Raw genomic sequence first — 15,360 nt, forward strand, 5'->3', positions numbered from 1 at the left:
TCAAAAGATTCTTTTGCCATGACGAAATCTCCTAAAAATTATTAATATTACAGCGGTATAAAATATCCGTCCGAATTTAGATGTATATTCCTCGTTTTTCAAGTATTTCTTTCGCTAATTCAAAAGAAAGTTGGTCATACCTGTCAAAATTCATTGTAAAACTAGCTCTACCTTGAGATTTTGATCTGATATCCGTACTATATCCAAACATTTCAGCAAGAGGCACTTCTGCCTCTACTATCTCTTTATCTTGTTTAGTTCCCATATTGAGAATCTTTCCGCGCTTCATGTTGATGTCAGAAATTACGTCCCCAGTATACTCGCTAGGTGTGATAACCTCCAAGTCCATTTTTGGTTCCATAAGAACTAATCCAGCTTTTTGACATGCTTCTCTAAATGCTTGTGAGGCAGCAATGGCGTAAGCTACTGGAGAAGACTCTTCTTCCTTAATTTCTGCAGACAATAAAGTTGCTTTAATATTGATGAATGGGTATCCGGCCATAGCTCCACCCAGGGCAGAGTCATGAATACTCTTTTCGATCGAATTTAAAATTTCTGAAGGAATTTCTCTCGCAGGAACTTTAGATTCAAAAAGAATTCCAGCTTGATGATCTGCTGGTTCAACTTGAATTTTACAATTTCCAAATACGATCTTACCAGCTTGCTCTTTGTTAAATGTACTTTCACTTGAAGCTGAGGCTGAAATACTTTCTCTGTAAGAAACTTGTGGATCACCAACGCGAATACTAACTTTAAACTCACGCTCAAGTCTGTCACAGATAATTTCAAGATGTAATTCACCCATTCCATAAATTAATAACTGACCAGTCTCTTTATTATTTAAATAATGAAAAGATGGATCTTCTAATGAAAGCTGATTCAAAGATTCCATCAGTTTCTTTTCATCGTTTGCAGTCTTTGGCTCAATAGCAACAGAAATTACAGCCTCTGGGAATTCCATTAAGTCGTAAATAATCGTTTTGTTTTCAGCACAAAGTGTTTCACCAGTAACAGTGTTCTTTAAACCAGTAATAGCAATGATATCACCAGCAAAGGCTTCCTGAAGCTCTGTTCTCTTATCTGCGTGCATTTGAAGAATTTTATTAATTCTTTCACGCTTTTCCTTGAGAGGGTTATAAACCTGCTGTCCGGCCTTTATAGAGCCTGAATAAATTCTAAAAAATGTAAGTGAACCAACAAATGGATCCGTTGCAATTTTAAATGCGATACCACTAAACATATCTGCAGTATCTGGTTTTCTTGATTCTTCTTTATCGCGATTTTTTCCGCTAACACCTTTTACAGCACCTCTATCAATTGGAGACGGTAAATAATCAGCAACAGCGTCTAAAAGAGGTTGAATACCTTTGTTCTTAAATGCACTTCCACAAAGAACAGGAACAAAGTGATCATTAATAGTAGCCTTTCTAACAACAGTCTTAATTTCTTCATTTGAAACTTCTTCACCAGAAAGATATTTTTCAGCGAAATCATCATCGTAGTCAGCTAGTGTTTCAATAAGTTCTTCTCGTGACAACTGAGCATCATCTGAAAGATCTGCAGGGATCTCTTCTTCAATAACCTTTGCACCAAGATCACCTTCTGAGAAATAAAGAGCCTTCATCGAAATAAGGTCAATAACCCCCTTGAATGTATCCTCACTTCCGATAGGAAGTTGAATAGCAGCAGCTTTTTTACCAAGCTTTTCACGAATTTCGTCAATACACATTTGAAAGTTTGAACCAACTCGATCCATTTTATTAACGAATGCGATTCTTGGAACATTATATTTGTCTGCCTGGCCCCATACTGTTTCAGATTGTGGCTCTACACCACCAACAGCATCGAAAACACCAACAGCTCCATCAAGTACCCTTAGAGCTCTTTCAACCTCAATTGTGAAGTCTACGTGACCTGGAGTATCGATGATATTAATTCTTGTATTTTTCCAAGTACAAGTTGTTGCAGCAGAAGTAATTGTAATACCTCTTTCTTGCTCTTGCACCATCCAGTCCATAGTTGCAGCACCATCATGCACTTCACCTATTTTGTGGGATTTTCCCGTGTAAAACAGGATACGCTCTGTCGTTGTAGTTTTACCTGCATCGATGTGAGCCATAATTCCAATATTTCTAATTTTTTCTAATTGATCAGAACTCATTGAGAACAACTTCCTTGGTTACCAAAACTAAAAAAGGCTTCGAAAGATTTATGCTCTCTCGAAGCCTAGTTTTTTTTAAATTTTACTTCTTTTTAAGAAATTACCACTTAAGGTGTGCAAAAGCTTTGTTAGCCTCAGCCATTTTGTAAACGTCTTCACGTTTCTTAACTGAAGCGCCTCTACCTTGAGAAGCATCAATGATTTCATCAGAAAGTCTGTCAACCATTGTTTTACCGTTTCTTGCTCTTGCGTAATCTCTTAGCCATCTAAGTGCCAGAGACTGTCTTCTGTTTGGTCTAACTTCAACAGGAATTTGGTAAGTCGCCCCACCGATTCTTCTTGATTTAACTTCAACAGCTGGCTTGATGTTTGAAAGTGCTTTTTTGAATACTTTCAATGGCTCTTCACCAGTTTTTTGCTCAACTCTTTGAAGAGCTGAATAAAAAATTCTTTCTGCAGTGGCTTTTTTTCCACCTTTCATTAAAGCGTTTACACACTTCGTAACAACGACATCTTGGTATATCGGATCAGGAAGTACTTCTCTAGCCTGTGCTCTATGTTTTCTACTCATATCTTTCTCCTCTTCACCCGTAGGTTACTCACTTTAAATCAAGATATAACGACTTAAAGTGCTAAATTAAAATTTAATTTATTTTTTTGGTTTTTTACAACCGTATTTTGATCTTCTTTGTCCTCTTTTATCAACACCTTGACAGTCTAGTGCCCCTCTAATTGTGTGATAACGAACCCCTGGTAGATCTTTTACTCTTCCACCTCTGATCATAACGATCGAGTGTTCTTGTAGATTGTGACCTTCTCCACCAATGTATGATGTTACTTCAAATCCACTTGTTAGCTTTACTCTACATACCTTTCTCATCGCCGAGTTAGGCTTCTTTGGTGTAGTAGTGTAAACTCTTGTACAAACTCCGCGTCTTTGTGGACACGATACTAGCGCAGGTGACTTAGTTTTTTCAACTTTATCTACTCTGCCCTTTCTAATTAACTGATTAATCGTAGGCATTTCCGCTCCTTAAAACAATATTATTACCAAGATGTAATTTAGCTAGGAGGAATAACACATCACACCTAGCTAAATCAAGCATTTTTAAAACATTAATGTAGAAGTTTCTTCTGATTTTGTAAAATCATCTTCTACCACCGCGTCAAATTCGCGGTATCTTTGGATTCCAGAACCCGCTGGGATTAAGCGTCCCATAATTACGTTTTCTTTCAGTCCTCTTAACTCATCGCTCTTACCTTCAAGGGCAGCTTGAGTAAGAACCTTTGTTGTTTCCTGGAATGACGCAGCTGAGATAAACGAGTCTGTCGTTAATGCAGCTTTTGTAATACCAAGTAGTAAAGGTCTTGCTTGCGCTGGCTCGTAACCTTGAGCAACAAGTTTTTCATTTTCACTGATTAGTTCTGTTTTAGTTACAGAGTCACCAACAACAAATGTTGAATCACCTGGATCAGTTACTTCTACTTTCTTAAGCATTTGAGATACAATTACCTCAATGTGCTTATCATCGATATCAACACCTTGAAGTCTATAAACTTCTTGGATCTCATCAACGATATAACCAGCAAGTTCCTTAATACCTAAAACTCTTAGGATATCATGTGGGTTTGCTGGACCATCCATGATTGGCTCTCCAGCTCTAATGTAGTCACCTTCGTTAACTGTAACGAATCTTCCTTTTGGAATAGTGTATACAACTGGATCACTTCCATCTTCTGGCTTAACAAGTACTCTACGGCTACCTCTAACTTCAGCACCAAATTCAATTGTTCCTGAAACGTCAGAGATCTGAGCAGCGTTTGTCGGCTTTCTAGCTTCGAAAAGTTCAGCAACTCTTGGAAGACCCCCTGTAATATCTTTTGTTTTCGTCGTTTCACGAGAAAGCTTAGATAGTACACCACCGACTGCTACGCTATCACCTTCATTAACTGTAAGTGTTGCTCCAACCTGAAGTCTGTACGATGCTTGTCTTTTTGTTCCAGGAACAAGAAGTGCATTCCCATCAGCATCACAAATTGTAACTCTTGGTTGAAGAGATGGGTCTTTAGACTCCATAACAACTCTTTGAGTTAAACCTGTAACCGTATCTGTTTGTTCACTGATAGTTGCACCAACGATCATATCTTCAAACTTTACAGTACCGGCTACTTCAGTAAGAAGTGGAATCGAGAACGGGTCCCATTCAATTAGAGTGTCCCCAACGTTTACGTCAGTTCCCTCTGCAAAGAATAGTTTCGCACCGTAAACAGCAGCGTATCTTTCTTTTTCAACACCTCTGTTATCTTTAATAACAAGAGATCCGTTTTTGTTCATAACGATTAGACCATTTGGAGTCTCAGCAAGCTTTACGTTATCAAAGATTACCTGACCAGCAGTTCTAACGATTGTTTTGTTAACTTGTGCACCAGCAGTTGCAGTACCCCCGACGTGGAATGTACGCATTGTAAGCTGTGTACCTGGCTCACCAATTGACTGAGCAGCAATAACACCAACAGTTTCACCCATTGATACTAGGGACCCTCTTGCAAGGTCACGTCCAAAACACATAGCACAGAAACCGTGTTTCTCGTTACATGTAAGAACTGATCTTACTTTAATCTGGTCAACTTCTTGATCTTTTAGAAGTTGAAGATCTTTTTCAGTTAGCATATGTCCAGCAGCAAGAACTTCTTCACCGTTTACGTTAAGAACAGATGATGCCGTAACACGACCCATAGCTCTTTCAGAAACGTGCTCAACAACTTCACCTGATTCAATACGTGAAGTAAGAGTAATTCCGTCCGTAGTTCCACAGTCTTCAGTTCTAATAATACCATCTTGTGCAACGTCAACTAGTCTTCTTGTTAGATAACCAGAGTTTGCTGTCTTAAGAGCAGTATCGGCTAGACCCTTACGTGCACCGTGGGTAGACGTAAAGTACTGAAGTGCCGATAGACCTTCACGGAAGTTAGAAGTAATTGGCGTCTCAATAATTTCACCAGATGGCTTAGCCATTAGACCCCTCATCGCAGCGAGCTGTCTCATCTGCTGAGCAGAACCCCTCGCTCCAGAGTCGGCCATCATGTATAGTGCGTTGAATGATGGAGCTTGGATTGGCTCTTCACCTTCTTTCTCACTTACGAATGTATCCGTTGAAATTCTCTCAAGCATAACCTTAACAAGTCTTTCTGTTGTTTGTGACCAAACATCAACAACCTTGTTATATCTCTCACCATTAGTAATAGAACCTTCGTTATATTCTTCAATGATTGAGTCTACTTCAGCATATGCTTCGTTAAGAATTCCTTCTTTTTCTTTTGGAATAGTCATATCCACAACGTTAATCGAGATACCTGCTCTCGTCGCCATGTCATAACCTGTTTGCATGATACTATCAGCTAATAGAACTGTATCTTTTTCAGATCCCTTTCTATAAGCAGCATCAAGAAGCTTTCCAAGTTCTTTCTTATTTAAGTTCTTATTAATATCTTCGAAGCTTAAACAAGCTGGGATGATATCAAATACGAATGTTCTACCAACAGTCGTTTCATGTAACTGACCTGCAATACGAACCTTAATAGGTGCTTGAAGGTGTAGGTTACCTGAGTGATACGCAAACTGTGCTTCTTCTTTCGAAGAGAATACTTTTCCGTATCCACGAGCATATGGTCTAACGCGAGTCATGTAGTAAAGACCAAGAACGATATCCTGAGATGGAACGATAATTGGAGAACCATCTTTTGGAGAAAGAATATTGTTTGTCGACATTGCAAGAATACGACACTCAATTTGTGCTTCAAGTGATAGAGGAACGTGAACGGCCATCTGGTCACCGTCAAAGTCAGCGTTGAATGCAGTACAAACAAGTGGGTGAAGTCTAATTGCTTTACCTTCAATAAGTACTGGCTCAAATGCTTGAATACCAAGTCTGTGTAGAGTTGGTGCACGGTTCAGAAGTACTGGGTGCTCTTGAACTACTTCTTCAAGAATGTTCCATACTTCTTCTTTTTGTTGTTCAACCATTCTCTTAGCAACTTTAATTGTAGTACAGTGACCTTTTTCAATTAATTTGTTGTAGATAAATGGCTTGAAAAGCTCAAGGGCCATAAGCTTTGGAAGACCACACTGGTGAAGTCTTAAACTTGGACCAACAACGATTACAGAACGTCCAGAATAGTCAACACGTTTACCAAGAAGGTTTTGACGGAAACGCCCTTGCTTTCCTTTTAACATATCAGATAAAGATCTTAGTGGACGCTTGTTAGCACCAGTGAATACTTTACCTCTTCTACCGTTATCAAAAAGAGCATCTACTGCTTCTTGAAGCATTCTCTTTTCGTTTCTAATGATGATTTCAGGAGCATTAAGTTCCTTAAGTCTTCTTAGACGGTTGTTTCTATTAATTACTCTTCTATAAAGATCGTTAAGATCTGAAGTAGCAAATCTACCTGCTTCAAGAGGAACAAGTGGTCTTAAATCTGGTGGTAATACAGGGATTACATCCATCATAAACCAATCTGGTCTGTTTTCAGACTTCATGATTGATTCAACAACTTTTAGTCTCTTAACAAGTTTTGTTCTTGCCATCTCAGTTGTAGCACTTGCAAGTGATCTTCTAAGAAATTTATTTTCTGTATCAATATCTAATTTCTGTAGTAGCTCTTGTACAACTTCTCCACCCATTCCAGCTTCGAAATCTACACCTTGCTCTTTAAGTTCATAGTATTGTTGTTCAGTAATTACACGTCCAACTTCTAAACCACCTTCAACACCATCAGTTGCTGAAGAAGTTACGATAAACGCTTCATAATAAAGAACTTTTTCAAGTTCTTTAAGAGTTAGGTTTAAAAGAGCTCCGAGTCTAGATGGAAGTGATCTTAAAAACCAAATGTGAGCCACTGGAGCTGCAAGTTCGATGTGTCCACATCTCTCTCTTCTAACTTTAGAAAGAGTTACTTCTACACCACATTTCTCACATACAACACCTCTGTGCTTCATTCTCTTGTACTTACCACAGATACATTCGTAATCTTTGATTGGTCCGAAAATTTTTGCACAGAAAAGACCGTCTCTTTCTGGCTTATATGTTCTATAGTTGATTGTCTCTGGTTTTTTAACTTCACCAAATGACCACTCACGGATTGTATCCGGAGAAGCCATCTTAATTGAAACAGCTTCAACACTTACTGGATCTTTTGGTTTATCAAAAAAGTTCAAAAGGTCTTTCATCTTGTGCCCTCTATAAATACCTCGAGGACGAGCCTCGAGGAAATAAGTTATCTAAAACTATCTAAGTTCTTCTTCTTCTTTCTCTTCTTCAAGCTTAACATCTAAACAAAGTGCTTGAAGCTCTCTGATAAGAACGTTAAACGATTCAGGAAGACCTGGTTCAAGAACTTGCTCACCCTTAACGATAGATTCATACATTCTAGTTCTTCCGATAACATCATCTGATTTTACCGTTAAGAATTCTTGAAGTGTATAAGCCGCACCGTAAGCTTCAAGTGCCCAAACTTCCATCTCTCCAAGACGCTGACCACCGAACTGAGCCTTACCACCAAGTGGCTGCTGAGTAACAAGTGAGTATGGCCCTGTAGAACGAGCGTGAAGTTTTTCATCTACTAAGTGGTGTAGTTTAAGCATATACATTGTTCCAACAGTTACGTCTTCAGCAAATGCATCACCTGTCTTACCATCAAATAGAGTTGTCTTACCGTTAGTTTCAAGATCCGCTAACTTCAGCATTTCTCTGATGTCTGATTCTTTAGCACCATCAAATACTTTAGTAGAGAATCTAACACCACTAGTAAGTTTCTTCGCAAGAGTTCTAACTTCTTCATCTGAAGCTTTCTTTAACCATGCTTCAGTCTCAGGAGTGTTATAGATCTTAAAGATGAAATCTTTAAATTCATGAATTTCTCTCTGCTCTTCAAGCATTAGTCTTAACTTGTCTCCAAGTCCACGACCTGCCCATCCAAGGTGAAGTTCAAGAAGCTGTCCAATGTTCATACGTGACGGAACCCCTAGTGGATTAAGTACGATTTCAACTGGAGTACCATCTGCTAGGTATGGCATATCTTCTCTTGGTAGAACGTTTGAGATAACCCCTTTGTTACCGTGACGTCCAGCCATCTTATCACCTGGCTGTAATTTTCTCTTAATCGCTACATAAACGATTACTTTCTTAATTACACCTGGAGGAAGCTCATCACCTCTGTGAAGTTTTGCAATTTCATCAGTAGTTTTTTGTCTTACTCTGTTGATTCTGTTTCTGATATCAGCAAAGTACTCAGAAAGCTTTTCTTCAAGTTCCGCTTGTAATGGAAGGTATCCAATTAGCTCAAATGGAATTGCAGAAAGGTTTTCATAAGTAACTTCAGCACCTTTAGCAAGAAGTTCAGTTGAACCATCTTCAGAAACTAGCTTATCAGATGTCTTTGCACCTTTTAGCATTTCAGCAATTTTAAGAATCGCAGATGTTTGAATTGCTTTAATCTCAATTCTTTCATCCCTTCTTAAAAGAGTTGTTTCTTGCTCGATGATTTCTTTAGATCTTGCACAAAGTTCAACACCTTCACGAGTATATACTCTAGCGTCGATAACAGTTCCTCTAACACTTGAAGGAACTCTTAGTGAAGTATCTTTAACGTCTCCAGCTTTGTCACCGAAGATCGCCTTAAGAAGTTTTTCTTCTGGAGAAAGTTGAGTCTCACCTTTTGGAGTGATTTTACCAACAAGAATGTCACCAGATTTGATGATAGCACCAACTCTAATGATACCTGCTTCATCAAGGTCTTTTAAAGACTCTTCAGAAACGTTAGGAATATCTCTAGTGATTTCTTCTTTTCCAAGTTTTGTATCTCTAGCTTCGATTTCGAATGCTTCAATGTGAACTGAAGTAAAGATATCTTGAGCTAATAGTTCTTCAGAGATTAGGATCGAGTCTTCGTAGTTATATCCACCCCATGGCATGAACGCTACAAGTACGTTTTGTCCTAGAGCAAGATCACCATTATCTGTTCCCGGTCCATCTGCAAGAACGTCACCTTTAACAACAATATCACCCTCTTTTACAAGAGCTTTTTGGTTGTTAGAAGTATTTTGGTTAGTTCTTTGGTATTTAACTAGTTTGTAGATATCTACACCAGATTCACCATCTTTGAACTTATTTCTTTGAATAACGATTCTGTTTGAATCAACAAAGATAACTCTACCGTCTTCTTTCGCAAAAAGAACCGCACCAGAATCTCTAGCAACAACTCTTTCTGTTCCAGTACCAACGATCGGAGCATCTGTTCTAACAACAGGCACGGCCTGTCTCATCATGTTCGATCCCATAAGTGCACGGTTGGCATCATCGTGCTCAAGGAATGGAATTAGAGATGTTGCAACAGAAATCATCTGAGTTGGAGAAACGTCCATTAAATCAACTTCATCAGCATTTACAAGCGTGAATTCACCAGAAGCACGAGCTGCAATATGCTCACCTTCAAGCTTTCCATCTTTCATGTTGTTTACGTCGATCTGTGCAATTACTTTTCCTTCTTCTTGGAAGGCAGTAAAATATTTAACGTCACCAATTTTCTTGTTTTCATCAACTGTTAAGTATGGAGTTTCAATGAATCCGTATTCAGAAACTTTTGCATAAGTAGCAAGCGATGTAATTAGACCAATGTTTGGTCCTTCAGGAGTCTCTACCGGACACATTCTTCCGTAGTGAGTAACGTGTACGTCACGAACTTCGAACGATGCTCTTTCACGAGTTAGACCACCTGGCCCAAGAGCTGAAAGTCTTCTCTTGTGAGTTACTTCAGAAAGTGGGTTAGTTTGATCCATAAACTGAGAAAGCTGAGAAGATCCAAAGAATTCTTTAACAGCAGCAGCAACTGGTTTTTGGTTTACAAGATCGTATGGCATCATTGTATCAATTTCTTGAATTGCCATTCTTTCTTTAACCGCTCTTTCCATTCTTACAAGACCAACTCTAAATTGGTTTTCAAGAAGTTCACCTACAGCTCTAACTCTTCTGTTACCCAAGTGATCGATATCATCAACTCTTCCCTTACCATTGTTAAGCTCAACTAGGTAATGAACAGTTTTAACGATATCTTCCTTAGTAAGAATTGTATTCTCAACAGGAATATCTGTTTGGAACTTATAATTGATTTTCATACGACCGACACGAGACAGGTCATATCTTTCTTCATTGAAGAATAAACCATTAAATAGTGCTTCAGCAGCTTCAACAGCTGGAGGCTCACCTGGTCTTAGTCTTTCAAAGATTTTAATTAGAGCTTCTTCTTTTGTATCTGTTTTATCTACAAGAAGTGTGTTTCTAATTTGGTCACCGAAGTTAATCATATCGATATAAAGAACTTTAACTTCCTTAACACCAACTGCCATTAACTCTTGGATTTTTGCTTCAGATAAAGCTTCGTTTGCTAAGCAAATTACTTCACCTGTTTCTTCATTAAAGATATCTTCCGCAACAACTTTACCAACAACGTCTTCAACTGTTGCAGCAAGAGAAGTTACTCCAGCTTCTACTAATCTCTTAATAGATGCCTTAGAATACTTTTTACCTTTTCTAACAACTGGTTTACCAGTCTTTGGATCTAGCACGTCTTCGTTTGCTCTTGTCCCAATAAGTAGGTTTAGATCAAGTACTCTTTCAAAGTTACCATCTTTAGAAAGCTTCAGTGTTTCCATTTCGTAAAATGCATTTAGAATTTCTTCAGTAGAAAGTCCTAGAGCTTTTAGTACTACGGTTGCGTGAAGTTTTCTCTTTCTATCAATTCTAGCGAATAGAATATTTTTGTGGTCAAATTCAAAGTCTAACCACGATCCTCTATGAGGAATAATTCTTGCTGAATATAATAATTTACCACTCGAGTGCTTCTTTCCGAAATCATGTTCGAAAACAATACCTGGTGATCTATGAAGCTGAGATACGATTACTCTCTCAGTTCCGTTATATACAAAAGAACCAGTTTCAGCCATTAATGGAATATTACCGAGGTAAACTTCCTGTTCCTTAATAGAAGACACAGTTCTTTGTTCGTTACCATCTTTGTCTACTGCCACATCATAAAAAACTAGTCTAACAACTACTTTTAAAGGCGACTCGTAAGAGAGACCACGTTGTCTACACTCTTTAACAGTGTATTTTGGCTCTTCAAGAGAATAACTAACAAACTCTAGTGATACAGTTTTGTTAAAGTCATGAATTGGGAAAACAGAATTGAATACTGCTTGTAAACCAACTTCTTCTCTTTTTGCGGGTGGAACATCTCTTTGCAGGAATTCTTCATAAGAACTCTGTTGTAGAAGCATCAGGGGTGGAGTTTCAAGAACAGCCGGTGTTGAGGCAAAGTTCTTACGAAACCACTCATTAGGTCTAAAAACCTCAGTCATTTGCGGTCTCCTAGATTTAAAATATTATCGTGCACGTTATTATAGTTTTTTTTATTGTTTTTTAATTTTAAACACAAAAAGGTGTGAAGGCTTAAAGGCCTTCACACCAAAATTTTTTTTCTTTACTTAATAGTAAATGTTAAGCAATTTGTAAAATAATTACTTAAGCTCTACTTTTGCACCAGCTGCTTCAAGTTTTTTCTTGATTTCTTCAGCTTCTTCTTTTGTACAAGCTTCTTTAACTGGCTTTGGAGCACCTTCTACTAGATCTTTTGCTTCTTTAAGTCCTAGTCCAGTGATTCCTCTAACTTCTTTAATAACGTTGATCTTCTTGTCACCTGCGTCAGCAAGAATTACGTCAAATTCAGTTTTTTCTTCAGCAGCAGCTGCACCAGCACCTGCACCAGCTACAGCTACAGGAGCTGCAGATACACCAAATTTTTCTTCTAGTAATTTAACTAGTTCAGCACACTCAAGTACTGACATTGCAGAGATATGATCGATTAATTGTTCGTTTGTAATAGACATTGTAAACTCCTTCAATAATTCTTTTTTAATTAATTTGTTTTAAAACTACATTATACAAGGGCTGAATTATTCAGCGGCCTCAGCAACTACAGCACCACCGTCAGCTTTCTTTTCACTAATCGCAAATAACACTCTTGCAAGTGCAGAGATTGGCGCGTTGAAAGTCGCAAGTAATGTTCCAAGCATTTCGTCTCTAGATGGAAGGTCTGCGATAGCCTTAACATCTGCGACACTTAATACTTTACCTTCTAGTAAACCACCACGTAGTTCTACTAGTTCTTGTTCTTTTCCTAGTTCTTTAAGGGCCTTTGCTACACCTGGTGCATCACCAAAAGCGAAAGCAACTGCTTGAGTTCCTTTTAAACCAGAAAGAAGAGCTTCTGCTGCTGTTCCTTGTGCAGCTTTTTCGAAAAGAGTGTTTTTGGCAACAACAATTTTACCTTCAGCATCTCTTACGTTCTTTCTTAGACCTGTAGATACGTTTGATTTCAAACCTACTAAGTTCGTAAGAAAGATTGCTTTTGCATTATCAATGTCGGCCTTAAGCCCCGTGATAATTGCATCCTTCTCGGATCTTGTTAACATTTATTACCTCCTATATCGCTGGAGTGAGATTTAAGCAGGCCTTATGGGGCGTTAAACATTTACAGCAGCCCCACCGACTTTCATCACCTCTACGTATTATTTACTTGCACCAACTGTTGTAGCTTCTAGTGTATCAATTTTGATACCTGGACCCATAGTAGTACTGATTGCAAGAGACTTCATATATGTCCCTTTAGCACTAGATGGTTTAGCTTTGATGATTGCAGAAATCATAGCATCGATATTCTTTCTAAGATCTGAATCAGAGAAAGATGATTTTCCAACAGGAACGTGGATAATCCCGTTCTTTTCTGTTCTGTACTCTACCTTACCAGCTTTTTGCTCTTGAACAGCTTTTTCAACGTCAGTTGTAACTGTACCAAGTTTTGGGTTAGGCATTAGACCTCTTGGTCCAAGTACTCTACCGATTCTACCAAGTTTACCCATCATATCTGGAGTAGCGATCATTCTATCGAACTCTAACCAACCACCAGCAATTTTTGCGATGATGTCATCACCACCAACAAAATCTGCTCCAGCATCTTCAGCTTTCTTTAGGTTTTCACCAGAAGTAAGAACACAGATTCTAACTGTTTTACCTGTACCAGCTGGAAGAGAAATTGCTCCTCTAATCATTTGGTCAGCGTGACGTGGATCAACACCAAGTCTGAATGCTAAATCTACAGTTTCGTCGAAGTTTGCATATTTTACTTCTTTACAAAGTTTAATAGCATCATCGATTGAGTAATTTGCTGTTGCATCAACTTTTGCTAATGCGTCTAAATATTTTTTTGATTTATTTCCCATAATAACCTCAGTTGGTTCAAACGACTTTTACAAGTCTCCCAATTAGTAATCTAGCTTAATTCCCATTGAACGACATGAACCTTCAATTGTTCTCTCTGCTGCTTCTTGAGTAGCTGCAGTAAGATCTGGTCTTTTCGTTTCAACAATTTGCTCAACAATCTTCTTAGAAACTGCACCAACTGTTTCTGTACCAGTTTTTTGTGCACCTCTTTTAAGCTTCATTAAGTCCTTAAGCAAGTAAGATGCTGGAGGTGTTTTAGTAACGAATGTAAACGATCTGTCTGAATACACAGTAATGATTGTAGGAAGGATTACTCCTGCATCTTTTTGTGTTTTCGCGTTGAAAGCTTTACAAAATTCCATGATGTTAACACCCTTTTGACCGAGTGCTGGACCTACTGGAGGAGAAGGGTTAGCTTTTCCACCTGGAATTTGTAGCTTAATGAAACCTGTAATTTTCTTAGCCATTTTTAACTCCTGCGAACTTTAAGTTCTACCAACTAATTAACCTATTTTTTCAACCTGAGAGTAATCTAATTCAACTGGTGTTGGTCTACCAAAAATTGAAACGTTTACCTTCAGTTTTCCTTTTTCATTTACAGCTTCTACAGTACCGACGAATGAAGCAAATGGACCTTCAATAACTTTAACTTGCTCACCTTCAGCAAAGTTAACGCTTGTTCTAGTCTTCTTAACTCCACCTTCAGACTTACCTGTCATATATGCCGCTTCTTCTGCAGAAAGTGGCGCAGGCTTATCCGCTGTTCCACCAACAAAACCAGTGATTTTATCAGTATCTTTAACAAGGTGCCATGTCTTATCATTCATGACCATATTAATCAATACATAACCAGGAAAAAGTTTTTTCGTAATTGTACGCTTCTTTCCACCTGCATGTGTTGTTACTTTTTCTTCAGGTACTACGATTTCACCAAAGTACTCACCTAGTTTGTGGTTTACGATACGCTCTCTAAGAGTTTTCTGTACCTTACCTTCTTGCCCTGTTAGTGCTTTAGCAATGTACCACTTCATATCAGCTGCATATGCTGATACTTCTTCAGAAGTTGTTTCTTCTGATGTTACTTCGTTTGAATCAACCATTTTTAATCCTTATTAAAGAATTGTATCTAGTAATTTTCTAAACCCTAAGTCTACAAGTACGAAAATTCCACTTATAATACTTAAAGCTATTACCAATCCTATTGTCGTTTTTAGTACGTCATCTTTTTTCGGCCACATAACTTTTACAAGTTCAGAGTAAACCCTATCGAGGTGCTCTGAAGCCGACTTATTTTTAATTACAGAAACAAAAATAACTACTGCTACTGCAATACCAACTACTTGAATTGTAATCGGAAAGTTTGGCACTTTCGCTTCCAGGTCAAACCATTCACCCATTTGTTCAAGAAAACGAATAACTACTAACCCGCAAATTCCACTTACGATAGCTAAAAATGAATTAATCCATTTTTTACTGTCTTCACTTTTTATGAGAGACATGCTCAATTCCTTCTGTTTAAATTAGTTCTATGACAAAGTATCAGACTTATATCTCTTAAAAAGAAGTATTTGTCCAGCATTTTGCAAAAAAAACCTATCAATAGATATGATTGTAATTGACACGTAGAGACGTTTTTTGAATAAATGAGTGGCGGGCGCATAAGGATTCGAACCTTAAACCTACTGATTTGGAATCAGCCGCTCTACCATTGGAGCTATACACCCGTATTATTGTTTGAACAAATTACAGAAATTCACAACTTAAGTCAATCAACTATTCTAATTTTTTGCGAAAAAAAAGGGCCCCGTAAGAGGCCCTTCATATTCTTTGTTTAATTTAAAAATTAAGCAAGGATTTCTGATA

Annotated in this window: 11 protein-coding genes and 1 tRNA gene; all 12 read right to left on the bottom strand. The window is 38.1% G+C overall.

Features of this window, described 5'->3' with window-relative positions; translation table 11 throughout:
* Window positions 1-76: 76 nt before the first annotated feature.
* The 12 genes from fusA to M900_RS00060 all read right to left on the bottom strand — a co-directional run bounded on the left by fusA (window position 77) and on the right by M900_RS00060 (window position 15,221).
* The gene (fusA, locus tag M900_RS00005) at window positions 77-2,161 is read right to left on the bottom strand and encodes an elongation factor G (RefSeq protein WP_021272794.1); all 2,085 of its coding nucleotides are present in this window, start codon (window positions 2,159-2,161) and stop codon (window positions 77-79) included.
* A gap of 100 nt (window positions 2,162-2,261) precedes the next feature.
* On the bottom strand, window positions 2,262-2,732 hold the full coding sequence (gene rpsG / locus M900_RS00010; RefSeq protein ID WP_021272795.1) for a 30S ribosomal protein S7: 471 nt from the start codon (window positions 2,730-2,732) through the stop codon (window positions 2,262-2,264).
* 78 nt (window positions 2,733-2,810) lie between these two features.
* A complete protein-coding gene (rpsL, locus tag M900_RS00015) occupies window positions 2,811-3,185 on the bottom strand; it encodes a 30S ribosomal protein S12 (RefSeq protein WP_021272790.1) in 375 nt (124 codons plus the stop codon).
* 84 nt (window positions 3,186-3,269) lie between these two features.
* Window positions 3,270-7,391 carry a DNA-directed RNA polymerase subunit beta' gene (rpoC, locus tag M900_RS00020; protein ID WP_021272789.1) on the bottom strand — a complete coding sequence of 1,374 codons (4,122 nt, stop codon included), beginning with the start codon at window positions 7,389-7,391 and terminating at the stop codon, window positions 3,270-3,272.
* A 57-nt stretch (window positions 7,392-7,448) separates the two neighbouring features.
* Window positions 7,449-11,576 carry a DNA-directed RNA polymerase subunit beta gene (gene rpoB / locus M900_RS00025; protein ID WP_021272796.1) on the bottom strand — a complete coding sequence of 1,376 codons (4,128 nt, stop codon included), beginning with the start codon at window positions 11,574-11,576 and terminating at the stop codon, window positions 7,449-7,451.
* A 159-nt stretch (window positions 11,577-11,735) separates the two neighbouring features.
* Window positions 11,736-12,104 carry a 50S ribosomal protein L7/L12 gene (gene rplL, locus M900_RS00030; RefSeq protein WP_021272793.1) on the bottom strand — a complete coding sequence of 123 codons (369 nt, stop codon included), beginning with the start codon at window positions 12,102-12,104 and terminating at the stop codon, window positions 11,736-11,738.
* 66 nt (window positions 12,105-12,170) lie between these two features.
* Window positions 12,171-12,689 carry a 50S ribosomal protein L10 gene (gene rplJ, locus M900_RS00035; protein ID WP_021272797.1) on the bottom strand — a complete coding sequence of 173 codons (519 nt, stop codon included), beginning with the start codon at window positions 12,687-12,689 and terminating at the stop codon, window positions 12,171-12,173.
* A gap of 96 nt (window positions 12,690-12,785) precedes the next feature.
* A complete protein-coding gene (gene rplA / locus M900_RS00040) occupies window positions 12,786-13,496 on the bottom strand; it encodes a 50S ribosomal protein L1 (RefSeq protein ID WP_021272791.1) in 711 nt (236 codons plus the stop codon).
* 42 nt (window positions 13,497-13,538) lie between these two features.
* Window positions 13,539-13,964, bottom strand: coding sequence for a 50S ribosomal protein L11 (gene rplK / locus M900_RS00045; RefSeq protein WP_021272792.1), 426 nt, complete (start codon window positions 13,962-13,964; stop codon window positions 13,539-13,541).
* A 36-nt stretch (window positions 13,965-14,000) separates the two neighbouring features.
* Complete coding sequence (gene nusG, locus M900_RS00050; protein WP_034730486.1) at window positions 14,001-14,528, bottom strand: transcription termination/antitermination protein NusG; 528 nt, start codon at window positions 14,526-14,528, stop codon at window positions 14,001-14,003.
* Between the two features lie 81 nt (window positions 14,529-14,609).
* The gene (gene secE, locus M900_RS00055) at window positions 14,610-14,996 is read right to left on the bottom strand and encodes a preprotein translocase subunit SecE (protein WP_021272798.1); all 387 of its coding nucleotides are present in this window, start codon (window positions 14,994-14,996) and stop codon (window positions 14,610-14,612) included.
* Between the two features lie 149 nt (window positions 14,997-15,145).
* A tRNA-Trp gene (locus M900_RS00060) sits at window positions 15,146-15,221 on the bottom strand.
* Between the last annotated feature and the right edge of the window lie 139 nt (window positions 15,222-15,360).

It is taken from the genome of Bacteriovorax sp. Seq25_V (assembly GCF_000447795.1).
GTDB lineage: Bacteria > Bdellovibrionota > Bacteriovoracia > Bacteriovoracales > Bacteriovoracaceae > Halobacteriovorax_A.

Excerpts from the sequence above, each read along its gene's own strand:
- rplL (WP_021272793.1), bottom strand. The coding sequence starts at position 12,104 with ATGTCTATTACAAACGAACAATTAATCGATCATATCTCTGCAATGTCA.
- rplA (WP_021272791.1), bottom strand. The coding sequence starts at position 13,496 with ATGGGAAATAAATCAAAAAAATATTTAGACGCATTAGCAAAAGTTGAT.
- rpoC (WP_021272789.1), bottom strand. The coding sequence starts at position 7,391 with ATGAAAGACCTTTTGAACTTTTTTGATAAACCAAAAGATCCAGTAAGT.
- rplK (WP_021272792.1), bottom strand. The coding sequence starts at position 13,964 with ATGGCTAAGAAAATTACAGGTTTCATTAAGCTACAAATTCCAGGTGGA.
- secE (WP_021272798.1), bottom strand. The coding sequence starts at position 14,996 with ATGTCTCTCATAAAAAGTGAAGACAGTAAAAAATGGATTAATTCATTT.
- nusG (WP_034730486.1), bottom strand. The coding sequence starts at position 14,528 with ATGAAGTGGTACATTGCTAAAGCACTAACAGGGCAAGAAGGTAAGGTA.
- rpsG (WP_021272795.1), bottom strand. The coding sequence starts at position 2,732 with ATGAGTAGAAAACATAGAGCACAGGCTAGAGAAGTACTTCCTGATCCG.
- fusA (WP_021272794.1), bottom strand. The coding sequence starts at position 2,161 with ATGAGTTCTGATCAATTAGAAAAAATTAGAAATATTGGAATTATGGCT.
- rplJ (WP_021272797.1), bottom strand. The coding sequence starts at position 12,689 with ATGTTAACAAGATCCGAGAAGGATGCAATTATCACGGGGCTTAAGGCC.
- rpsL (WP_021272790.1), bottom strand. The coding sequence starts at position 3,185 with ATGCCTACGATTAATCAGTTAATTAGAAAGGGCAGAGTAGATAAAGTT.
- rpoB (WP_021272796.1), bottom strand. The coding sequence starts at position 11,576 with ATGACTGAGGTTTTTAGACCTAATGAGTGGTTTCGTAAGAACTTTGCC.